16 protein-coding genes are annotated in these 23,600 nt (G+C 52.4%); 13 read left to right on the top strand and 3 right to left on the bottom strand.

Features of this window, described 5'->3' with window-relative positions; translation table 11 throughout:
• The first annotated feature begins 7 nt into the window (after positions 1 to 7).
• The 13 genes from MXE39_RS02330 to MXE39_RS02270 all read left to right on the top strand — a co-directional run bounded on the left by MXE39_RS02330 (position 8) and on the right by MXE39_RS02270 (position 16,071).
• A complete protein-coding gene (locus MXE39_RS02330) occupies positions 8 to 781 on the top strand; it encodes a fumarylacetoacetate hydrolase family protein (protein WP_246977060.1) in 774 nt (257 codons plus the stop codon).
• Positions 781 to 2,244, top strand: a complete 1,464-nt coding sequence (hpaE, locus tag MXE39_RS02325; RefSeq protein ID WP_246977062.1) for a 5-carboxymethyl-2-hydroxymuconate semialdehyde dehydrogenase — start codon at positions 781 to 783, stop codon at positions 2,242 to 2,244. The genes MXE39_RS02330 and hpaE overlap by 1 nt, the downstream gene beginning before the upstream one ends.
• 36 nt (positions 2,245 to 2,280) lie before the next feature.
• Positions 2,281 to 3,156, top strand: coding sequence for a 3,4-dihydroxyphenylacetate 2,3-dioxygenase (gene hpaD / locus MXE39_RS02320; RefSeq protein ID WP_246977064.1), 876 nt, complete (start codon positions 2,281 to 2,283; stop codon positions 3,154 to 3,156).
• A gap of 11 nt (positions 3,157 to 3,167) precedes the next feature.
• Positions 3,168 to 3,554, top strand: a complete 387-nt coding sequence (locus MXE39_RS02315) for a 5-carboxymethyl-2-hydroxymuconate Delta-isomerase (protein ID WP_246977066.1) — start codon at positions 3,168 to 3,170, stop codon at positions 3,552 to 3,554.
• 159 nt (positions 3,555 to 3,713) lie between these two features.
• Positions 3,714 to 4,919, top strand: coding sequence for a Bcr/CflA family multidrug efflux MFS transporter (locus tag MXE39_RS02310; RefSeq protein WP_247073748.1), 1,206 nt, complete (start codon positions 3,714 to 3,716; stop codon positions 4,917 to 4,919).
• A 12-nt stretch (positions 4,920 to 4,931) separates the two neighbouring features.
• On the top strand, positions 4,932 to 6,398 hold the full coding sequence (locus MXE39_RS02305) for an NAD-dependent succinate-semialdehyde dehydrogenase (RefSeq protein ID WP_246977070.1): 1,467 nt from the start codon (positions 4,932 to 4,934) through the stop codon (positions 6,396 to 6,398).
• Between the two features lie 8 nt (positions 6,399 to 6,406).
• Positions 6,407 to 7,213 carry a 2-oxo-hept-4-ene-1,7-dioate hydratase gene (gene hpaH, locus MXE39_RS02300; RefSeq protein ID WP_246977072.1) on the top strand — a complete coding sequence of 269 codons (807 nt, stop codon included), beginning with the start codon at positions 6,407 to 6,409 and terminating at the stop codon, positions 7,211 to 7,213.
• A 7-nt stretch (positions 7,214 to 7,220) separates the two neighbouring features.
• Positions 7,221 to 8,021 (top strand): 4-hydroxy-2-oxoheptanedioate aldolase, encoded by an 801-nt coding sequence (gene hpaI, locus MXE39_RS02295; RefSeq protein WP_246977074.1) that lies wholly within the window; start codon positions 7,221 to 7,223, stop codon positions 8,019 to 8,021.
• Positions 8,022 to 8,501: 480 nt separating this feature from the next.
• Positions 8,502 to 9,863: a 4-hydroxyphenylacetate permease gene (hpaX, locus tag MXE39_RS02290; protein ID WP_246977075.1), complete on the top strand. Its 1,362-nt coding sequence runs from the start codon at positions 8,502 to 8,504 to the stop codon at positions 9,861 to 9,863.
• Positions 9,864 to 10,745: 882 nt separating this feature from the next.
• Entirely contained in the window at positions 10,746 to 11,672 is a 927-nt protein-coding gene (gene hpaA, locus MXE39_RS02285; RefSeq protein ID WP_246977077.1) for a 4-hydroxyphenylacetate catabolism regulatory protein HpaA, read from the top strand.
• A gap of 1,283 nt (positions 11,673 to 12,955) precedes the next feature.
• Positions 12,956 to 14,515, top strand: a complete 1,560-nt coding sequence (gene hpaB / locus MXE39_RS02280) for a 4-hydroxyphenylacetate 3-monooxygenase, oxygenase component (protein WP_246977078.1) — start codon at positions 12,956 to 12,958, stop codon at positions 14,513 to 14,515.
• Positions 14,516 to 14,527: 12 nt separating this feature from the next.
• Entirely contained in the window at positions 14,528 to 15,028 is a 501-nt protein-coding gene (gene hpaC / locus MXE39_RS02275) for a 4-hydroxyphenylacetate 3-monooxygenase, reductase component (RefSeq protein WP_246977079.1), read from the top strand.
• A gap of 809 nt (positions 15,029 to 15,837) precedes the next feature.
• Positions 15,838 to 16,071, top strand: coding sequence for a hypothetical protein (locus MXE39_RS02270; RefSeq protein ID WP_246977080.1), 234 nt, complete (start codon positions 15,838 to 15,840; stop codon positions 16,069 to 16,071).
• Between the two features lie 410 nt (positions 16,072 to 16,481).
• Here MXE39_RS02270 and MXE39_RS02265 read toward each other — a convergent pair whose 3' ends face one another.
• From MXE39_RS02265 to efp, 3 genes are all read right to left on the bottom strand, one after another.
• The gene (locus tag MXE39_RS02265; protein ID WP_247073746.1) at positions 16,482 to 16,643 is read right to left on the bottom strand and encodes a hypothetical protein; all 162 of its coding nucleotides are present in this window, start codon (positions 16,641 to 16,643) and stop codon (positions 16,482 to 16,484) included.
• A 532-nt stretch (positions 16,644 to 17,175) separates the two neighbouring features.
• Positions 17,176 to 19,074 carry a tRNA uridine-5-carboxymethylaminomethyl(34) synthesis enzyme MnmG gene (gene mnmG, locus MXE39_RS02260; RefSeq protein ID WP_246977081.1) on the bottom strand — a complete coding sequence of 633 codons (1,899 nt, stop codon included), beginning with the start codon at positions 19,072 to 19,074 and terminating at the stop codon, positions 17,176 to 17,178.
• A gap of 3,479 nt (positions 19,075 to 22,553) precedes the next feature.
• Positions 22,554 to 23,117, bottom strand: a complete 564-nt coding sequence (gene efp / locus MXE39_RS02255; protein WP_246977082.1) for an elongation factor P — start codon at positions 23,115 to 23,117, stop codon at positions 22,554 to 22,556.
• Between the last annotated feature and the right edge of the window lie 483 nt (positions 23,118 to 23,600).

Genomic DNA, 23,600 nt, shown 5'->3' with positions numbered 1-23,600 from the left:
AGCAGTCATGAGAAAGGCTAAGGTTTTATATAAGGGTTCCGTATACCAGGGCTACATCGATGACAGCGAAGTGCTCACCGATGACAGGAGCCAGGAAAAGATCGATCTCAAAAGCGATGAGGTCAAATTCCTGCCTCCATGTCAGGGCACCATGTTCGCTCTTGGTCTGAACTACGCTGACCATGCTGCTGAGCTCGATTTCAAGCCACCTGAGGAGCCATTAATCTTCTTAAAGGGCAACAACACCCTTACCGGACACAAGGGCGTTACCGTACGTCCGGACAATGTTGATTACATGCACTACGAGTGCGAACTGGTTGTGGTCATTGGAAAGAAGTGCCGTAACGTCTCTGAAGCTGAGGCCATGGATTATGTAGGCGGTTACACAGTATGTAACGACTACGCTATCCGTGACTACCTGGAGAATTACTACCGCCCTAACCTGCGTGTGAAGTGCCGTGATACCTGCACCCCTACAGGTCCATGGATTGTCGATCGTGACGATGTTGCCGATCCGCACAACCTCACTGTCCGCACCTACGTAAACGGTGAGCTGCGTCAGGAAGGAACCACAAAGGACATCATTTTCTCCATTCCTTTCCTTATCTCCTACCTGTCAGCCTTCATGACCTTAAACGAGGGTGACATGATTGCCACTGGCACACCAAAGGGCCTGTCAGACGTCAAGCATGGCGACTTTGTTGAAGTAGAGGTCGAAGGCGTAGGCCGCCTTGCCAACACCATAATTACCCAGAAGCAATATGAGGAGACCTTTCAATAATGATGAAAGTAAATCACTGGATTAACGGACAGAACGTAACCTCCGACGAGTACTTTGATGACATCAATCCGGCTACCGGTGAGGTTATTGCCGAGGTTGCCTCCGGCGGTGCCAGAGAAGTTGATGCTGCCGTAGCTGCTGCCAGGGAAGCTTTCCCAAAGTGGGCCGCCACCCCAATGAAAGAGCGTGCCCGCCTGATGCGCAAGCTCGGTGAGCTCATTGACCAGAACGTCGACAAAATTGCTGAACTGGAGACCATGGACACCGGTCTGCCAATTCACCAGACCCGTAATGTCTTAATTCCACGTGCCTCCCACAACTTCGAGTTCTTTGCCGAAGTCTGTCAGCAGATGAACGGCCGTACCTATCCTGTGGACAACAAGATGATGAACTACACCCTGCTTCAGCCAGTTGGTGTATGTGCCCTTGTTTCCCCATGGAACGTACCTTTCATGACCGGCACCTGGAAGACCGCTCCATGTCTTGCTCTGGGTAACACTGCTGTTCTCAAAATGTCCGAGCTCTCTCCTCTGACTGCTGATTTCCTGGGTCAGCTGGTAAATGAAGCAGGTATTCCAAAGGGTGTATTCAATATCGTTCAGGGCTACGGCGCCACTGCCGGTGACGCTCTGGTACGTCATAAGGATGTCCGCGCTGTTTCCTTCACCGGCGGCACCAAAACCGGCCGAGCCATCATGCAGAACGCCGGCATCAAGAAGTACTCCATGGAGCTGGGCGGCAAGTCTCCTGTGCTCATTTTCGAGGATGCTGACATTGAGCGCGCCATGGACGCAGCCCTGTTCACCATCTTCTCCATCAATGGTGAGCGCTGCACCGCAGGTTCGCGTATCTTTATTCAGAAGAGCATCTACGCTGACTTCGTCCAGAAGTTTGCCGAACGCGCCAGGCGTCTTATCGTAGGCGACCCTGCCGACTTCAACACCCAGGTAGGCTGCATGATCTCCAGGCAGCACTACGACAAGGTAACCGGCTACATCAAGATCGGTATGGAAGAGGGTGCAACTCTGCTCGCCGGTGGTCTGGAGCGTCCTGATGTTCCAGAGCATCTGAAGAATGGCAACTTCATCCGCCCTACTGTCTTTGCCGATGTTAACAACAACATGCGCATTGCTCAGGAAGAAATCTTTGGCCCTGTAGTCTGCCTCATCCCATTTGAGGACGAGGAAGAGGGTCTGCGCCTTGCCAACGACGTCGAATACGGTCTGGCCTCCTATGTATGGACTCAGGATATTTCCAAGATTCTGCGTATCTCCTCAAAGATCGAAGCCGGCATGGTATTCGTCAATACTCAGAATGTTCGCGACCTGCGTCAGCCATTCGGTGGCATCAAAGCCTCCGGTGTTGGCCGCGAGGGCGGTGAGTACAGCTTTGAGGTATTTGCCGAAGTTAAGAACGTATGTATCTCCTTTGGCGATCACCCTATCCCACGCTGGGGTGTATAAGAGTTTTCAGGCTCATACAAAAAGAGGATTTGATCTATGGGCAAACTTGCTTACGCAGTTAAAGCTACACACGTACCATCACTTTACTTATCAGAGCTCCCAGGCAAGCACCACGGCTGCCGCCAGGCTGCCATCGATGCTCTGCAGGAGATGGGCCGCCGCATGAAGGAAAAAGGCGTCGATACTGTAATCGTGTTCGACACCCACTGGCTGGTTAACTCCGCCTACCACATCAACTGTGGTGCACACTTCAAGGGCACCTATACCTCCAACGAGCTGCCTCACTTCATTCACGATATGGAGTTTGAGCACACCGGAAACCCTGAGCTTGGCATGATGATCGCTGAAGAGGCAAAGAAACTGGGCGTGCGAGCCATGGGCCACAAGATTGACTCTCTTGAGCTCGAGTACGCCACCCTGGTTCCAATGCGCTACATGAAAATGGGCGGTTACGAGTTCAAGGTAGTTTCCATTGCTGCTTTCCTGACCTCCCATGAGCATGCTGACTCCAGAAAGATCGGTGAGGCCATCATCAGCGCCATTGAGAAGTATGACGGTACTGTGGGTGTTATTGCCTCAGGATCCCTGTCTCACTACTTCATTCCTGATCACCGTGCCGAAGAGGGCATGGATGCATTCACCAACGAGTTCAACAGGCATGTTGACGAGAAGGTGGTCGAGATGTGGAAAGAAGGCCGCTTTAAGGAGTTCTGCGCAATGATTCCTGAGTATGCAGTTCACTGCCAGGGTGAAGGTGCTATGCACGACACAGTAATGCTGCTGGGCATGCTTGGCTGGGACAGATACTCAGAGAGGGTGGAGATTTTATGCGATCTCTTCCCAAGCTCCGGCACCGGCCAGATTGTGGCCGAGTTCCCAATCCCTGAATACCTCAGGGATCGAGTAGGTTAACAGAGGACTTTATGCCGCACTTTATCGCTGAATGTACAGATAACATCAAAGAGGAAGCCCGTCTTCCTGAGCTCTTTGCCAAGGTCAACAAGGCAATGGCTGACACAGGTGTCTTTCCTTTAGGAGGTATCCGCTCCAGAGCCATCTGGCTGGATACCTGGCAGATGGCTGACGGAGCCCACGACTATGCCTTTGTTCATATGACTCTGAAAATCGGAGCCGGTCGTGATCTGGAGACCCGCAAGCAGGCCGGTCAGATGATCTTTGATCTCATTACCGGGCACTTTGCCGAACTTCAGGAAAAGCGGCTGCTGGCACTGTCTTTCACCATGGAAGAGCTTGATCCTGTACTAAACTTTAAGAAAAACAACGTACATGCTTTCTTAAAGAAATCCTGATAAAGGGCATTTGCCCGTCTGGCACATGTCATGGACAGGTGCCAGAGCCAGAGCACCGTGCCACAGGGCACGGGCCGGGCCTTGCTGCATGCATACGGGCAGGCCCTGCTTTATGTACGTATTGGACAGTTATTAACAGCATTACAGGAAAGTGAAATCATGCCAAAACCATTTGAAGGAGATCCACATAAATTCTTTATTCCTTTGCTGGGCTCACTGGTAGCTTTTGGTCCCATGTCAATTGACATGTATCTGCCGGCTCTTCCGGCTATTGCCAAAGATCTCGGTGCCAGCCAGGCTCAGATGCAGCATTCACTCTCTGCTTTCTTCTTTGGCTTCTGTATAGCCATGCTTATCTACGGCCCAATCTCCGATGTGATTGGTCGCCGCAAACTGCTGATAGCCGGACTTATGATTTTCGTATGTTCATCATTTACCCTGGCTTTCGCACCCAACGCTGAATTATTTGTGTTCCTGCGCTTTACGCAGGCTTTTGGATCGGCAGCAGCAATCGTTATGGCGCGCGCCATTGCCCGGGACTGTTACCACCCGAAGACATTGCCCCGGGTCATGTCGCTTATGACTCTGGTAACCATGGTTGCGCCGCTGGCAGCACCAATCATAGGTGGTTACGTACTTTACTTTGCCTCATGGAGAGCCATTTTCATTACGCTGACGATAATCGGACTGCTGGCCTTCTGCATCATCATCTTTGTGCTGCCGGAGACCCTCAGGGAGACCGAGGACGACAAGGGCATTATCCTGACATCGTTTAAAAACTACATAACCCTGATCAAATCGCCATCAGATATGGGCATTATCGGTGTCTTTGCTTTCTCTTTTGGCGCCATGTTCGCCTTTATTGCAGGCTCTCCTTTTGTTTATATAGAGTATTTCAAAGTACCCGAGCAGTACTACGGATATCTGTTCCTGCTCAATGTTCTGGGCATGATTGCCATGCTCGTTTTGAACATGAAACTGCTCAAAAAGTACAAATTAAGAAAAATTATTCTGTTTCAGACCTCATTTCAGCTTATTTCTGGCATTTTGCTGTTCATTTTCAACGAAAGTAACCTGACCACAATTGTCGTCTGCATAGTTCTTTTCATATCCATGACCAATGCTCTGGGCGCAAACTCACTGTCCCTGCTGCTCAGTCAAAGGGGCGAAATGGCGGGAAGTGCAACCTCTCTGGCGGTATCTTCACAGTTCGCTCTGGGATGTCTGGCCTCATATCTTGTGTCAATCCTGCAGGACGACACCCCGTTTGCAATGACATTAATAATGTTAATACTTGCTTTTATCTCTTTTATTCATCAGTTCATGATTCGAAGAGATACCCCCGACGAAAAGCAAACAAATTAATCAGGAGATTATATGCAAGAGCATTTAAAAGACGCCTCTTTACTTCAGACCAGGGGTTTTATTAACGGTGAATTCGTCAACTCCAGCAGCGGGGCTGAGTTCGACGTTCTGGATCCTTCCACCGGTGAGGTCATCTCACGTGTATCAGATATGACTGTTGCTGATACCCATACCGCCATCGAGTGTGCTCAGAAGGCCTTCACCACCTGGTCAAGGACTACTGCCAAAGAAAGAAGCATCATCTTGCGTCGCTGGTTTGATCTCATCATGAAGCACCAGGAAGACCTGGGCATCATCCTTTCCATCGAGCAGGGTAAGGGCAAGGCTGAAGCCATGGGCGAAATTGCCTACGGCGCCTCCTTTATCGAGTGGTTTGCAGAGGAAGGCAAGCGCATCAATGGCCTTACCATGCAGGCTCCAGTTTCTTCCATCCGTATGAGCACCATCAAGCAGCCAATTGGCGTTGTTGCTGCCATTACTCCATGGAATTTCCCTAATGCCATGATCACCCGTAAGGTTGGTCCTGCTCTGGCTGCCGGCTGTACCGTAGTCTTAAAGCCTGCCGATGAAACTCCTTTATCAGCTCTGGCACTGGCATACCTGGCCCGTGAGGCCGGTGTTCCTGCCGGCGTCTTCAACATCGTTCCAAGCAAGGATGCTGCAGGCGTAGGCAAGGCCCTGTGTGAGAGCCCAGTCATCAAGAAGCTCACCTTTACCGGTTCTACCCGTGTAGGCAAGATCCTCATGCAGCAGTGCGCTGACACCGTCAAGAAGCTCTCCCTTGAACTTGGTGGCAATGCTCCATTCATCGTATTTGATGACGCTGATCTGGACGATGCTGTTGAGGGTCTTCTGGTAGCAAAGTACCGCAACTCTGGCCAGACCTGTGTATGCGCCAACCGTATCTTTGTTCAGGAAGGTGTGTACGAAGAATTTGCCAGAAAGCTTGCTGAGCGCGTAGGTGCTCTCAAGGTAGGAGCCTGGCATGAGGAAGGTGTGCAGCAGGGTCCTCTTATCAACGCCATGGCCGTAAGCAAGGTCAGTGAGCACGTTAAGGATGCCCAGGATAACGGTGCAGTCGTTCTGGTAGGCGGCACCGGTCACGAGAAGGGCAAGCTCTTCTTCAAGCCAACTGTCATCACCGGCGTTGAGAAGCACATGAAGGTATTCTCCGAGGAGACCTTCGGCCCTCTGGCTCCATTATTCAAGTTCAAGGATGAAAGCGAGGCTGTGGCTCTGGCAAATGACACCGAGTTTGGTCTGGCTTCCTATTTCTATTCAAGAGATATGGGCCGTATCGTCCGCGTCTATGAGGCTCTCGAAGCCGGCATGGTAGGCGTAAATACCGGCCTTATCTCCAACGAGGTAGCACCTTTTGGTGGCATCAAGCAGTCCGGTCTGGGCCGTGAGGGTTCAGCCTATGGCCTTGATGAATACCTCGAGGTCAAATACATCTGCCTTGGATCAGTAAACAAGTAGGAGTTTTTATGCTGGACACAGCTCAAATCAGGAAAATTGCCCAGGATCTGAATCAGGCTGAAAAGACCTGTGTACAGATTCCGCAGATTTCTGCTACCTGTCCTGATATGGATATCCAGGATGCGTACAGCATTCAGCGCGAGTGGGTGAGGATCAAGACCGAGGAAGAGGGCCGCAGGATCATTGGTCACAAGATTGGTCTGACTTCCAAGGCCATGCAGAGAAGTTCCAACATTACCGAACCTGACTATGGCGCCCTGCTTGATGACATGCTCTTCAATGATGGCGATACCATTCCTGTCGATCGCTTCATTGTTCCTCGTATCGAGGTTGAGCTGGCATTCATTCTGGGCAAGGATTTAAGCGGCCCGAACTGCACTATTTACGATGTCTACAAGGCAACTGAGTATGTGCAGCCTGCCCTTGAACTTATAGATGCCCGCTGCCCAAATACCGATCCTGTGACCGGTCGTACCCGCAAGGTCTTCGACACCATCTCTGACAATGCTGCCAATGCCGGCGTAATTACCGGCGGCCGTATCGTCAAGGTGGACGAGCTTGACCTGCGCTGGGTAAGCGCCCTGCTTTACCGCAACGGCTCCATTGAGGAGTCCGGTGTCGCTGCAGCAGTACTTAACCATCCGGCTAACGGTGTAGCCTGGCTGGCCAACAAGCTTCACCCATATGGTGAGACCCTCAAGGCAGGTGAAATCATCCTGTCAGGCTCTTTCACCATTCCTATCCCTGCCAAGAAGGGTGACACCTTCTTTGTAGATTACGGCAACATGGGTTCAGTAAAGTGCTACTTCGGCTAGGTGAGACATGGAATTAATCAAAAATCAGTTCAAGGCCAGCTTAAAGAACGGTCAGCTGCAGATTGGCATGTGGCTGGGTCTGGCAAACTCCTATACTGCCGAGCTTATGGCATGTGCAGGCTATGACTTCCTGCTCATCGACGGTGAGCACGCCCCTAATGACGTGCGCTCCGTTCTGCCTCAGCTTCAGGCTATCGCACCATATCCAAGTGCTCCTGTAGTACGCCCTAATTTCAATGATCCTGTGCTGCTCAAGATGTACCTGGATATTGGTGCCCAGTCTTTCCTGATTCCGATGATTCAGAATAAGGAAGAGGCAATTAAGGCCGTACGAGCCACCCGTTATCCTCCTGAGGGTATTCGCGGTGTTGGCGCTGCACTTGCCCGTGCTTCCCGCTGGAATAATGTTGAGGGTTATCTGCATCACGCCAATGAGGAGATCTGTGTTCTGGTACAGGTCGAGACCATGGAAGCTGTAAGAAACCTCGATGAGATTCTGTCAGTTGAGGGTGTTGACGGTGTCTTTATCGGACCTGCCGATCTCTCTGCAGACATGGGTTACATGGGCAATCCCAATAACGAGGAGGTGGTAAAAACCATCGAGCAGTGTATTGCCAAGATCAAGGCTGCCGGCAAGGCACCTGGTATCCTGATGGCCAACGAACAGATGGCCAGACATTACATGGAACTGGGAGCTCTGTTTGTAGCCGTAGGTGTTGACACTACCATGCTCTCCAATGCTGCAAAGTCCCTGCTGGCAAAGTACCGCAATACTGAAGTCAAAAAGGACAGCAACTCAGTCTATTAATCAGACAGACATAACTGCTGAACTTAATATCCCTGTACATGGGGACAGGGCTCCTGACCAGAGCCCGGCCCCGGCAGTGGCGGATGCCCCTGTCACTGGATTCTGGAGCAGGTATTTACCTCCTTCACCCGGTCAGCCCTGCAAGGCTGGCCACAGCCCTGAGGGTCTGACCAGCCCGTAAGGACTGAAGTCTCATAAGGCGCCCTGTGGCAGCCTTGTGAGTGCATCAGAGCTTTGACCGGCCTGATGCACCTGAGGGCCTGACCTGCCCTGCAGTACTTTCCGGGTGAATTTCGGGCAAAAAAAACCCGGACCTTTACAGCCTCAGACATAAACAAAAAATTGACCACAGTTTATGTCGGACTTTAAGGATATCCGGGTTCCTGGCAAGTTCAGTCAAAGCACCATTGTCCATACTGCAAAATGACCACAGCAGTAAGGGCATGCTTGAATCAACTTTTATTTAGGAGCGTGTGCATTATGAGCGCCCAAGCGACCAACCCTGCACAACAACACGAGAATTATACACCAGAGCAACAGGCGGTTATAAAGAAACTGTTTACCCGTCTGATCCTCTTCCTCTTCATTCTCTTCGTTTTCTCATTCCTCGACCGAATCAACATCGGCTTTGCTGCCCTGACCATGGGAGAGGATATCGGTATTGATGCTACCGCCTTCGGTATTGCGATGACGCTGTTCTATGTCACCTATCTTATCGGTGGCATTCCGTCCAACGTTATTCTGTCCATCATTGGCGCCCGCAAATGGATTGCCATCATCATGGTGGCATGGGGCTTTGCATCGACAGCAACCATGTTTGCCCAGGGACCAACCTCCCTGTACATCATCCGTATGCTCGTAGGTATTACCGAAGCAGGCTTCCTTCCAGGTATTCTTCTGTACCTGACCTACTGGTTCCCTTCATTCTTCCGCGCCCGCGCCAATGCACTGTTCATCGTAGCCATGCCATTTACTGCCGCCATCGGCTCGGCAGTATCCGGTTACCTCCTGCAGATGGATGGTATCTGGGGCTTAACAGGCTGGCAGTGGCTGTTCCTGCTTGAGGGATTCCCTGCTGTAATCCTCGGTGTCTTCGTATGGATCTATCTTGTTGATTCTCCTGACAAGGCTACCTGGCTTACCGACAAGGAAAAAGAGACTCTTAAGGACATGATTGAAAAGGACAAGCTTACCCTTGTCCAGCCTGAAGGCCACAAGTCTTATGTTGCCCTGCAGCATGAGAGCAAGTGGAAGGGCGTTTTCACCATGCCTGTTATCCTGTATACCATCTCCTACTTCTGTCTGTGTAACTCACTGTCCGCATCCAACGTATGGACTCCACAGATCATCAAGAGCGTAGCAGGTCCTGACACATCAAATGCCATCATCGGTATTCTGGCCGGTATTCCGCACCTTGTTACCATTGGTCTGATGCTCATCTGGGGACGCAGCTCAGACAGGATGCAGGAACGTAAGGTTCATACCATACTGCCATACATCATAGCCATGTCCGGATGGGTAATGTGTGCTGTGATGGCCTCAGCCAACATGCAGTACATTGGTATTATCATCGCAACAGCCGGTTCCTTCACCGCCATGGTACTGTTCTGGACCACTCCTGATCAGTGTATTTCCGACAGCGCCCGCGCCGTAGCCATCGCCGTTATCAACTCTGTTGGTAACATAGGCTCAGGTATCGGCCCTCTGGTTATTGGTGTTCTTTATGATAAGACAGGTTCTTTTGAGTCAGGTCTTATCTACGTATCTGTCCTGCTGGTAATTGGCTCTATCCTCCTGATCTTCATCCCAATGGGCAAATCACGTCCAAGAGCAACTCCATAACAGCAAGCTTCAGGGATGTAATTGCGCCCACCTGTCACCTGTGGTCAGACCGGAGACCTGCAGCCTGCATCAGGCATGAAGCGGCAGCAGGTCCCCGGCCAGGTCCCAAGCCAGGCCCCCAGCCCAGGCCAGATCTCATGCCTGAGCCACGGCCCGGGCCCGCAGCAACAGACCAGAGCCATCAGCCCGGCAATCAGCTGATCAAATGCTTTCTGATACACCGGAGCGCCGTTCACGGCCTCCGGTGTATCATTTTTCAGCCCATCATTCCACAGCATACGTTCGCCCGGACACCCTGTCCCCATTCAGCCTTGACAGCCGAGCGCAACAGTCAGCCAGCAGCACCGACAGCAGCATCTGCCACCTCCATGGTGATTTAGCCTCCTGCTGATAAATATCAGTGCCTTTTATGCACCAGCACGGCACAAAATGGCTGTTTTACCAATTTTTGAGCATCTGTCCCCCTGGGAAGGCACTCAACAGTGAGCCTGAATAAAAGGCTAAAGCATGCATTTTGCTCATAATTGAGCATGATTATCATATTGGTCTGTTGTGCCTGTGACGCAGGTCCTTACTTAGACCTGGACATTTGTCCTATCATAAATACCAGACATGACTGATAGACTGCAGCTGACAGAGGGCTGAAAAAGCAGAACCCTGCTTAACAACCCTGATAATCAGGCCGTGTATGACTCAATACCGGTCATGAAAATACAGCACTGCCATACCAGTCATACCAGGTAAGTGAAAGTGACGGAAAATACCATGCCTGAAAAAACAGCTGTTTTTCCGACTGCCTGGTCAAGAGCGTACCTTATGGTATGGCTCTTTGTTAAATGGATTGTCTTACTGTTTAGATATTGAAAAATTGTTGGTTAGAAGATGGCAATTAGAAATATCGATGTAGCAAAGGATAATTTAACTTTCGGCAAGTTAAATGACGTGAGCTACCGCTCCTTTTCGCATATGGCGTCCTTCTACGGCCGCTTTATGGAGCCTCACCGTCACGAGGGCTATTTCCAGCTCCATTACATTGACTTTGGCTACATTAACCTCAACCTTGACGACTCGGTGAACCTTACTCCCAAGGTGCCACTGCTCATTCTTACTCCACCGTCTGCGCCGCACTCATTCTTCACCACCAATGAGACCACCGGTCACGTGCTTACAGTAAGAGAGAGTCTGATTACCCCTATTATTGAGAAGCTGTACCACTCAAACCCTAATATCATTCTTAACAAGGCTGTCTTCCTCTCCTTTGCCGAAAACAGCGAGATTAAGAAGAATATTGACCGCTTCTTCCGTATTATTCAGAGCTCCATTGAGAATGTGGACACTGATCAGGATCTGGTACTGTCCCACCTGGTACAGTCCCTGTTCTCCTATATTCTGTGCAAGCGCGAGTTCAAGGACAGCCTTACCGTAGCTCCCATGGTCAATGGCGATCTCACCATTTTCCAGAACTTTATCAAGCTTATCGAGGCCAACTACCACAAGCAGCTGTCAGTTCCTGACTATGCCCGCCTGCTGTCCATTACCGACTCCAAGCTCAAGGACATGTGCCGCCGCTTCTCATCGCTTCCTCCTAAGCGCATGATTTTCGAGCGTGTACTGCTTGAGGCCAAGCGCCGTCTGGTCTACTCAGATCGCAGCATCAACCAGATTGCATCCGATCTTGGCTTTACTGATCCTTCATACTTTGCCCGCTTCTTTGTGCGCTGTGTAGGCCAGACACCATCACAGTGGCGCAAGCGCAGCAAGAACATGCAGCACATCTACCAGGATATTCACCATATCACTACAGTGTAATCACCACGCTACCTGCTCAGGCGCAGCCGCGCCTGCGCTCAGAAGCAGCGGCGGCGTACTCCAGTACACTTATAATTAAGGGCAGCCTATGGCTGCCCTTAATTTTTCCCACCACCTCAATCCCGCCCGCCCCCTGGCAGGCTCACAAACCTGCCCGCATCCGTGCATACCGTAAGCATCTCCTCCATACCGAGACTTGCCATACTCTTCCAGCTCGCACAGCCATCCTTATATAACCACAGTCCAGCCACAGCCTTGACATCTTATTCAGACTGCATACTGCCGGCACCGGCCGGCATCCGGCAGCAGGATACCTCCGGCCGGCATCCGGTTGCAGGATACCTCCGGCCGACATCCGGCGGCAGGATGCCTCTGACCGGCGTCCGGCAGCAGGATGCCGACTGCAGGCAATTGCATCCATTGAGCCGCCATTGAGCAGCTGCCCAGGGCACAGCATGAACCTCTGTCTGGCGGCGCCAGCCCCTGGGCCGGAGCACAGTTACTCATCCTGTCATTTCACAAGGTCTGTGCCCATAAAGCACAGCGTCACCTGAGTGCTGCCAGGCACTCAGCCTGGCGCTCAAAAGCATGCACGTAAGGGGCTTCATGGGCCACACTCTCCAAAAGACCCGATATTTCAACTAAAAGTACCATTTTGTGTTTTTGCATCCATAAACCTGGAACTTCAGGACAGAAAACACCTTTTTATGCCGCATGCAGCCAAATATACCCATAAAATTGGCTTATACATGCTGTTAGGCTATAGAGAATTCAGGATCCCAGTGACTTTTTGGTACTGAAACAGCCCTTTCAGGCTGCTACTGCCCCTGGCTGTGCGTCACGGCTGTATTCAGCTTGGAAAGGCTGGCTGATGCATGGTGAAAAAGCAGCTGCAGGGAGGTGAAAAAAAAGGGGAATCAGGGCAGGTTTTAAGCCTGGACAGACTCAAAAGTGACATAAAGCACCAGGTATACAGGCCATTTTTCGGACCCAGTCACATTTTTTGATGACGGTTGATGTCAGCGAGGTGATACTGTTTATCAACAGAGCGATACCTATCAACAATAAGCATGCCATATGGGTCAATTTGCGGATCTTTTATCACGATCAATGTTCCTTTTTGTGACCTGGGATTGAAATTTCACAACCTTACTGGGATACAAGAAACTTCAGCCGAAAAGTACCATTTTCCAGTCCAAATGTTAGTTAAAAAGACAGCGCTCAATACCTAAAATGAAGTCATTGAGTTCCCAACATCAACAACATCTGAGAGGACCTGATCGATGCTTTACGATGATTATCGCCAAGATAAAAAGCGCCCATTCAACAGCAAGGAGTTATTCCAGTCTTTCCAGGATGGTCGTGAGATTTATGCTTACGGCAAGCGCGTAGAAGACGTAACCACCCACCCGGCCTTCAGAAACTCTGCCGCCTCCATTGGCAAGATTTATGACGCACTCCACGATCCTGAGTACAAGGACAAGCTGTGCTGGGACACCGACACCGGTTCTGGCGGTTACACCCACAAGTTCTTCCGCTATGCCCGCAGCCGCGATGAATTAAAGGCACAGCGTGATGCTATCGCTGACTGGTCCCGCCTCTCTTATGGCTGGATGGGCCGTACCCCTGACTACAAGGCCGCTTTCTGTAACGTTTTAGGTGCTTATCCTGAGTTCTACGGCCGCTTCGAGCAGAACGCCCGTACCTGGTACAAGCGCATTCAGGAGAGCGTACTTTACTTCAACCATGCCATCGTTAATCCACCAATTGACCGTCACAAGCCAGTTAACGAGGTTAAGGACGTCTACATCAAGCTGGTTGAGGAAAGAGATTCCGGCATCGTAGTATCCGGTGCCAAGGTAGTAGCCACCAACTCCGCTCTTACCCACTACAACTTCATCGGCTTCGGTTCTGCCCAGGTTATGGGTGATGACCCTGACTTCGCCCTGATGTTCGTAGCTCCAATGGATGCTCCAGGCGTCAAGCTGATTTCCCGTGCCTCCTATGAGCTCGTAGCCGGTGTTACCGGTTCCCCATTTGACTACCCTCTGTCCTCCCGCTTTGACGAGAATGACGCCATTCTGGTTCTGGACAATGTATTCATCCCATGGGAGAACGTCTTAATTTACAAGGACTTCGAGCGCGCCCGTAACTGGACCATGCAGGGTGGCTTTGCCCGTCTGTTCCCATTCCAGGCCAGCGTACGCTTTGCCGTAAAGCTCGACTTCCTGGCCGGTTTATTACAGAAGTCCCTTGAGTGCACCGGCGTAAGTGAGTTCCGTGGTGTACAGGCTGACCTTGGTGAAGTAGTTACCTGGCGTCACATGTTCTGGGCTCTGACCGATGCCATGTGGGCTGAGGCTGAAGAGTGGCGCGGTGGTGCATGGATGCCTGACACCAAGTCCATCATGACCTACCGTGTAATGGCTCCAATGGCCTACGCCAAGATCAAGAACATTGTTGAGCGCAATCTGACCTCCGGTCTGGTCTACCTGCCATCCTCAATCCGCGATATGAACAATCCTGAGATTGAGAAGTACCTGGCCAAGTACGTACGTGGCTCCAACGGTATGGACTTCGAGGAGCGCATCAAGATCCTCAAGCTCATGTGGGATGCTATCGGCTCCGAGTTCGGCGGCCGTCACGAGCTGTATGAGATCAACTACACCGGCTCTCAGGACGAAATCCGCATGCAGTGCTTACGTCAGGCCAAGGCCTCCGGCGCAATGAAGGAGATGACTGACCTGGTTGACCGCTGCCTGAGCGATTACGATCGCAAGGGCTGGAAGACTCCTATCTACCACAACAACGACGATCTCGTTAAGTTAGAAGAATTAGTTTAAGAAGAGGTGAACATGTCTGACGACGTAGAGGCAATGCGCCTTTCCTTTAGAGATTCCATGGCCAATCTGGCTGCTGCCGTTAACGTGGTAACCACCAGTGGTGAGGCAGGCAAGTGCGGTATTACCGCTACAGCAGTAATGTCCATTACTGATACCCCTCCTACCGTACTGGTTGCTGTTAACAAAAAGAGCGAGATGAACCAGGTATTCCAGGGTAACGGCACAATGTGTGTCAACGTTCTTGCCGAGGGTCAGGATGAAGTGGCCGCCCACTTCGCCGGCATGAAAGGCTCTACCATGGAAGAGCGTTTTCAGGATCCAAGTTGGGAAGAAGGTTCTCTGTCTCAGCCGGTCAATACAGGCGCCATATCGTCACTTGAAGGTGTGATCTGCAAGCAGGACGAACTGGGCACACATAACCTCTACTTTGTTGAGCTTAAGAATATCGTTGTCAGACCACATAATGCCCTGCTCTACTTCAATCGCAAGTTCATGAGCCTTAACAGGGAATAAAAGCAAGCTCTCTTCAAACTGACTCGTCCGGCTCCCACCTGAGCCGTACACCCGAAGATGGTGCCGGAGGCCACAGCCCCCAGCACCATCTTTTTTTCGCCCTCCTGACCAGGAGGTCGCAGACAGGTTTGAAAAGAGGTGTAAAAAGTCTCATACCTCTAAACGTGACCAGAAGCTAAATAAGGACTATATGCTTATCAATGAGATTTTGAGCTCGAACGTTTATGCCCCATGCAAATACCGTTATTAATGCCCCTCCTTAAGTTCGGGGGTATGGGCACTTGCCCCGCCTGCGCGTCTGGTCCACGCGCTCCAATACCAGTCAAGCTCAGTGCCAGCCCTCCACCAGCGCCAGCACCCCACCAGCTCCAGCCCATGCCAGTCCTGCCCATGCACCCTTGTGCTGTCAGTCCCCAGGCGACCACAGCCATAAGAGCCATTGCCATGAGCAAGGACAGCCGTCCCTTTTCACTGACAGCATGTCCTGCATCTCCAGCACTCGGCATTGCGCCCGCGTTCAGTCCTGTGCCTCAGACAACTGCAGTGATCCTGCACGCCGCCACGGCCGCCTGGAGTATCAGCAGCCGCCCCTGTAACTGCTGCCCGTCCCTGCTTCCTGCCCTCACTGTCTCATCACATCACTTCGTGCTCAGTCATGAAATTTCCCACAGGCTGTTACGGACGGTTCCTGTCAGCAGATGTCCCAGTCTGAGGCCATGCATTTTCGGATGTATGACAGATTTGTTGAACGGGTATGGTGCCGGGACTATAATGCACGCAACCTTAATAACAATCTGCCTGAGGTTTTTATGAAAAAGCTCATTTTATCAATGGTCATTACTGCTGCAGCGGCTGCCGCTTTTGCCGGCTCTGCATTTGCCAGGGATGTCTGGGTCAATGGTTACACCCGCTCTGACGGCACCGAGGTAAGAGGCCATTACCGCTCCGCACCTGACAGCAGCTACAACAACAACTGGTCAACCGAAGGTAATGTAAATCCTTATACCGGTGAGAGCGGCACCAGAGAGCGTCGCAACTACTAACTCTGTCCAGCTGCCGCCCAGCCTGCGGGCTGGTTCAGGCAATTGAGCCGGCACGACACGCGCCTGCGCAGGCGCGCACACGCTCCGGCTTCACGCCCATCAGTCCTGCAGCGCCTTACTGTCCTGCAGGACATGATGACCAGGCGCCCGCTCTTATTGCCCCAGGCTGCCTGATCATACTGTCCGCCTGCAGCATCCGTCAGCACAGACAGATGCCAGCAGGCGGCCATCACTCCTCACCCTCTCCTAAACCCCGCCTTAAACCGGCTCTAAGACCATCCATCAAAAGTTCTCAACAGAGCCCGAACTCGCACAGCCGCCCCGGCTGCCTCCGCCCCGACCTGCCTGACTGCCCAGCCCGCTTTTCTTACAGGCTGTTATTTCATGTTTTTTCACCGTTTCGGCTCATTTCAGCCCGTTTTTGCTCGATTTTTCATGATTTTTCGCCGAAATTTTGAAAAATCAGCCTGGCCTTGCACTAGCACATCCGCGCCGGCTGCCACCATCCCCGACCTGCCTGCCTGACTGCCCAGCCCGCTTTTCCCACAGGCTGTGATTTCATGTTTTTTCATCGTTTCGGCTCATTTCAGCCCATTTTTACTCGATTTTTCATGCTTTTTCGCCGAAATTTTGCAAAATCAGCCACTTTCCTGATCCCCGCACGAGCGGCTTAACGCCTCGCTTTCCATAATGACAGTTCGCCTCCAGGTCATCTCCGGTTATCAGCCAGCTCCGCCCGGCCCGCCCCGCCCCGGCTCAGTCTGCCCCTGTTTCCACAGTGCCTGAGATTCCAGCCCTGCATGCCCGCTGCCTTATAAGCCGGATCCATATTGCCAGCTCCACATGCTCTTCATGATGCAGCAGGCACAAGCCATGTGGCGGCAGACCGGACCCTGCAGCTGAGTGCACGTCCAGGCCAGGGCCTGTCCAGCCGGGCTGCCATGGCCGAAGGGTCATTCCATGCCTGCACAATGGCAGCTGTGAGTCTGGCCGCGCCCATGAAAAAAGCGCCTTATGAATTCCTTCACAAGGCGCCTTTTTAAGCCGGTTGCGTTGAGAGCTGATCTCGGGCTTCTGCCTTAAGCAGCAGGCCGCTGTGTGCTCTTAACGGTCGGACAGAGGTACGCGGTTGAGCAGGCCGAGCTTCTTGAGGTGGACCATCAGAATGGAGATGGCGGCCGGAGTGACACCTGAGATGCGGGAGGCCATGCCCAGGGTTTCAGGCTGGAACTCGTTTAACTTCTGAGCTACCTCATTGGACAGAGCAGATATTGATCGGTAATCAAAGCCTGCTGGCAGCAGGGTCTTTTCATTGAGCTCACGCTTTTTGATCTCATCGAGCTCATGATCCATGTAGCCCTGGTAGCGCACCTGAATCTCCACCTGCTCTTCAGCCTGAGGCATGGTGGCAATCAGCTCCATACCGGCAGCATCGAGAAGAGGTCTTAAACGGGACTCTGGACGGCGCAGTATTTCCTCAAGGGTCTGCTCCTTGGAAAGCGGAGTGTTGAGAATGGAGCTGATGTTTTTACCCATGTCAGATCCTGGCTTTACCAGGGTCTCACGCAGGCGGGCCTTTTCCTTTTCAATCTGGTTCTGCTTCTCTTCAAAGATACGGTAGCGCTCATCGCTGATAATTCCCAGATCACGGGCTGCCGGAGTAAGACGCAGATCAGCATTGTCCTCACGCAGAATGAGACGGTACTCGGCTCGTGAGGTGAACATGCGGTATGGCTCCCTGGTACCAAGGGTGCAAAGATCATCCATCATTACGCCCATGTAGGCTGTATTGCGTGACGGGAACCATGAATCACGGCCCTGAACAAACAGACCGGCGTTAATACCTGCCAGCAGGCCCTGAGCAGCTGCTTCCTCGTAACCGGTAGTACCGTTAATCTGACCTGCCAGGAACAGGCCTTTGATCTTCTTGGACTGCATGGTGACTGACAGCTCGCGAGGATCATAGAAATCATATTCAATGGCATAGCCAGGACGGGCAATGACCACATTTTCAAAGCCCTCAATGGAGCGGATAAACTGCTCCTGAATGTCGTAGGGCAGCGAGGTGGAAATACCGTTTGGATAAACCAGGCTGGTGGTCAGGCCCTCAGGCTCGACAAAGATCTGGTGGGCAGCACGGTCAGGATAGCGTACTACCTTATCCTCAATGGAAGGGCAGTAGCGTGGACCTGTGGAGGTAATTACACCTGAGTACAGCGGGCTGCGATCAAGACCGGAACGGATAATCTCATGGGTGCGCTCATTGGTGTGGGTGATATGGCAGCAAACCTGCTCAGGGAGAACGCTGTTGTCATCGATAAATGAAAACACAGGCAGCGGGCTTTCAGGCTCCTGGCGCTGCATCTTGGAATAGTCGATGGTGGAGCTGATAAGACGGGCCGGGGTACCGGTCTTAAGACGGCCCTGCCTTAGTCCCAGCTCCTTGAGATTCTCAGCAAGAGCAATGGAGGCCGGATCACCGGCACGGCCGCCCTGATAATTGTTAAGACCTATGTGAATCAGACCATTGAGGAAGGTACCGGCACAGATAATCACAGCCCTGGCATAAAACTTAATGTCGGCTGCTGTATCAACACCACAGAGGGTATCGCCATCAAAAAGCAGTTTTGTACAAGGCTGCTGGAAAAGAGTCAGATTTGGATAGGAGGCCAGGGTCTTGCGCATCACCTCTTTGTACAGGTGACGGTCAGTCTGAGCGCGGGTAGCACGTACAGCAGGTCCCTTGGAGGAATTGAGGGTTCGGAACTGAATACCGGCACGATCAATGGCCTGAGGGCAGATACCACCCATGGCATCGATTTCGCGCAGCAGATGACCCTTGCCAATACCGCCAAAGGCTGGATTACAGGACATCTCACCGACAGTTTCCAGATTGTGGGTTAACAGCAGGGTTTTACAACCCATGCGGGCAGCCGCACCGGCAGCCTCGATACCGGCATGACCGGCACCCACTACGATTACGTCAAACTCTCTTAATGACATGGCTTTTCCTCACCTGTACGGAGATAAAACTTGACCTGCCCCCGGCAGGTTCCCGGCTCAGCCACTGCATTGTGCGGCAGTGCCCTGGCGATCCTGCAGCATCCCCTGCCGGAAGGAGGCTCATTTTGAGCATTAAATCCCAGGGAAAACATGCTGCACAGCTAATCTGAGCGCGCGATATTTTACTGCAAAAATGTGACAAAAATCCTGTTTTTGCAAAGCATTTCCATTTGACCCAGGCCCCGGACAGCCCCTGGATTTCCCAGGAGCTCAGTACCGGCCCCCGGACATCTTAACTGCCAGATTTTCCCACAGGCCATCAGCCCCACGCCCGTCCCCTCAGATTTGCCCACAGGCAGACGGCCCACTCAAAGAGCACCAGCGCAGCAGCCAGCAAACGCAGCACCGCACCCTGCCGCTTTTGGGAAAATCAGCCCATCTCTGCCACCAGTACATAGCCTCCCTGCAATGAAACCATAAGCTCTCTCAGTAGCCAGCCTGATTTCCCCACAGGCGCAGATAGTGTCAGCACACGTCTCAGCCGGTACCAGATATCAGCCAGGGCCCAAAATCACCAGCTTTGATGCCATGACAAGCCCGCCCTGCATATCCAGCAAAAGAACATCAGCTGTCAGCAGCACCTTTGCCATCAGGCCTTAAACAGCCCCATCCATAAGTCCGCTTTGCTACAGGTATGTCTGGTCATGACAACCAGTCCATTAGCATGACTGCCAGTACAGCGTCCGGATTTTCCCACAGAGCTGAAGACTCACGATCACTGCCCACAAACAGCCTCAACAGCAACGGTCCACCAGTGCCATGAGAGGTCAAGGCTGCCTGAGAGCCTGTCACGGATGTACCCCAGGGGCTGATTTTCCCACCAGGGTAACAGTGTGGTGCGGGCGCCGGATCAGCCAGGTTTAAAAGAGCCCTCCAGGATGCTCACAGAGCGCACGCTTACTTTCAGAGGGTAATGACAGCCCTGGGCAGCCTTGAGTGTCTCCAGCGCAATCCAGGAGGCCTGCCTGCATTCTTTGAGAACCACCCTCTGGCAGCCGCCCCGCCCGCGCCCCAGGCCCTCTCTGGAATATTGCACCAGACTGTCAGTCTGACAGATCAGGTGCATCTTAAACACGACTTTCAAATCATGTATTGCAGCAGCACTCCCCGGCTTCGTTCAATCACCTGGAGTCTTGCAATCAGGACACAGCTTCCATTGCAGGTGAGCTTACCGGCTCATTGCTTACAGTACAGTGTGTCTTGCTGTCGCAAGGGAGCAGCCATGAAATGCAAAGTGAACTGCCAGCCAGCTGTCCCACCTTACCGTCAGCAGCTGCCTTTTGCTTTTGAGGTCCGACGCACAGTCCCCCCACAGACAATGACCATCCATAAGCCAGCTGTAAAGCTCCGATGCCCATGCTGTGACGGTAAAGTGAAGTTTTGCAGCAGGTGCACAGGCAGCGATTCCCCCAACAGCTGCCAGTTTGGGTGCTAAGGCGTCACTGGCGATTCTCATGGAGATGGGGATCTGCTGATCAGTGCGCTGCTAAGCGCTGGTAGCTGGTCTATCAGCAGCAACCTGTTTGTGTGCTCAGGCGTCATTGGCGAGCCTCTTGGAGATGGGGATCAGCTGGTCAGTGCGCTGCTACGCGCTGGTAGCTGGTATATCAGCAGCAGCCAGTTTGTTCGATAAGGCGTCACTGGTAATCATCCTGGAGATGGGGATCAGCTGGTCAGTGCGCTGCTACGCGCTGGTAGCTGGTATATCAGCAGCAGCCAGTTTGTTCGATAAGGCGTCACTGGTAATCATCCTGGAGATGGGGATCAGCTGGTAAGTGAGCTGCGCTGTTAAGCGCTGGTAGCTGGTCTATCAACAGCAGCCTGTTTGGGTGCTAAGGCGTCTCTGGTAATCATTCTGGAGATGGTGGATCAGCCGTTAAGTGAGCTGCGCTGTTAAGCGCTGGCAGCTGGTCTATCAGCAACCGCCTGTTGGGAGCTAAGGCGTCACTGGTGATCATCCTGGAGATGGGGATCAGCTGGTCAGTGAGCTGCGCTGTTAAGCGCGGGTAGCTGTTCTCTCAGCAACTGCCTGTTGGGAGCTAAGGCGTCACTGGCGATCCTCCTGTAGATAGGGATCAGCTGGTGAGCTGCGCTGTTAAGCGCTGGTAGCTGCCCGCGCAGCGGCTGCATTTTGGATGTGGGGTGTTTGAGGAGCTGCCTTGAGCTGTGGAGTGGCTGATCACTGAGCTGCACTGCTGAGCGTCCTGGAGATGGGGATAGCCTGGTAAGCCGGTAGCGGTGATCTTCAGTGAACCGGGGATCACCGAGCAGGCGGGTTTACCTGGAGACTGGGATGGGAGGGGCAGGCTGCTCACTCAGAGTTGCTGGTCTGGATATTGGAGTGGCGGCAAAAGTACCTGGTCAGTCCTGGATGGAATTTGTCCTGGTTCATGCCATGTCATGGTGTGCCTTGTCTGCCTGGTGATACCAGGTGGACGCTGGTCCTGGATTTATGGTTGAGGGTGACCCTGGGATCCTGGTTGCTCGAGCGCGCGCTGTGCGCTGCGCTTATAAGATCTTATATATACATAGAATGTACGTTTATGGATCTTTTTATCTTTATAGAGCAAAAATCTGTGGGTTAGTGCCTCAAAGGCGCATGGATATGGGATTTTCACTTGTGGTTTTCCTGTGGGATTCCTGTGGGAAAACAGGAAGTTTCCAACAGGGGAAAAAGCACTGTGAAACGAATCCCACAGTCAACCCACAAGTAAACGGCCTTTTCCCACAGCGATCCCACAAGCCATAAAATGGCCTGTTTATCAGCTTTTTAGGGAAGTGCTCACAAGCATGCGAAATCCTGGATGCGCGCCCTGTGTCTGGCGGCTGGATACCTGAGGTGGACAAAGATAAGGCAAAGGCCTGAATATGCAGCAGGAGCACCGGCCAGACGTGACGTCTTGCCGGTGCTCAAAATCTGTTCATTGTGTCAGCAGATCCCTGTGGCGCGGCCATAACCTGGGCGGCGCCATAAGTGGGCCCTGAGAGCTCAGCCCCAAGGATCCGCCCCGCGCTTTAAAGCATGCAGGGACTTCTAATGTAATCCCAGGCGCTGCCGCTGACAATGATGCTGTGCTGCTTTTGCAGCTGAGCTCACGGTAAGAATGCTTTACAGGGCGTATTTTAGTGTCCCTGGTTTTTGCAATGCTCTGGTTTTGGCAGTATGCTCTGGCCGGTCAGATTTATGATAAGGCCTTGTGGGTAAATGCCCGGGCGGACAGAGCCGGAGCATGTCCCTGGGGCTTGCCTTGGCCTGTTCCTGGCCTGGGACTTGCCCTGGTATGGCTTCGTTGGGATGGGGCGGGGGAGTGAAGGGGGCCTTACGGGGATTTGCAGGCAAAAAAATACCCCTGGCCTTTGCAGGTCAGGGGTACCGGAAAAACCTTATCTGTCAGATGACAGCGGTCAGTCCCTTGAAATTAAACGCGCTTCTTGAACTCGTTGGTGCGGGTATCGATTTCGATACGGTCGCCGATGTTTACGAACTCAGGAACGCTTAACTCATAGCCGGTGCCGGCCAGACGGGCTGGCTTGGTTACCTTGCCGGAGGTGTCACCACGTACGGCTGGCTCGGTGTACTCAACCTCACGTACGATGGAGATAGGCAGCTCTACGGAAATGGCCTTGCCATTGTAGAAGGTTACCTGGCAGACATCTTCCATGCCGTCTACGAGGTAGTTTAAAACGTCGCCCAGGTTGTCCTTCTCAACGTCGTACTGGTTGTACTCTTCGTCCATGAATACATAGAGAGGATCGTTGAAGTAGGAGTAGGTGCAGTCCTTACGCTCAAGAATAACGTCATCGATGCGGTCATCAGCACGGAAAACGGTCTCGGTACCGGCATCGGACAGCAGGCTCTTCAGCTTCATCTTAACAACAGCGGCGTTACGGCCAGACTTGTTGTACTCGGTCTTCTGAACAACCATTGGATTGCCGTTGAGCATGATCACATTGCCGGCACGAATTTCTTGTGCAATCTTCATGAAATAAACTTCCTGTTAGAGAACTTGGTATTCGTTGGAGGCAGAGCGCTGTCAGATGCGGTACTGGGCCGTCCTGTGGTGCCGCTGCCTGCTGATGCATGCCCGGGGGCTTACATCAGTCTTAAGCTTCATACCGGCAGGTCATGACGCTTGCTGATTACTGTCCATGACAGTCAGCGCGTCGGTGATGACTTGTTTTTCTGCCGCTTATCCTGACCTGAGCAGGATAATTGAAATCTTTTTGTCGGACGGGGCGGGCGCTGCCGACACCATGGCCGGTTCAATCGCATAATTTCCCTGTCCTCAAGCTTTGTTCAGCCACCGGTTCAGCTGCCATTAAATGGCCCCGGCGTGAAAACAACAGCCTTAAATTATACCCTATATTCAGCCTGTTTTTCAAAGCAAATGCTAATTTTGACCGCCTTAATATGGCCTGAATATGCCGTTTTCAGCCCGCCCGCCCCGCATGTCCCGCTCATCAGC

This window comes from Anaerobiospirillum sp. NML120511 (genome assembly GCF_023050955.1).
GTDB lineage: Bacteria > Pseudomonadota > Gammaproteobacteria > Enterobacterales > Succinivibrionaceae > Anaerobiospirillum.
The sequence above is the reverse complement of the archived record's forward strand: the minus strand, read 5'-3'. Positions and strand labels throughout refer to the sequence as shown.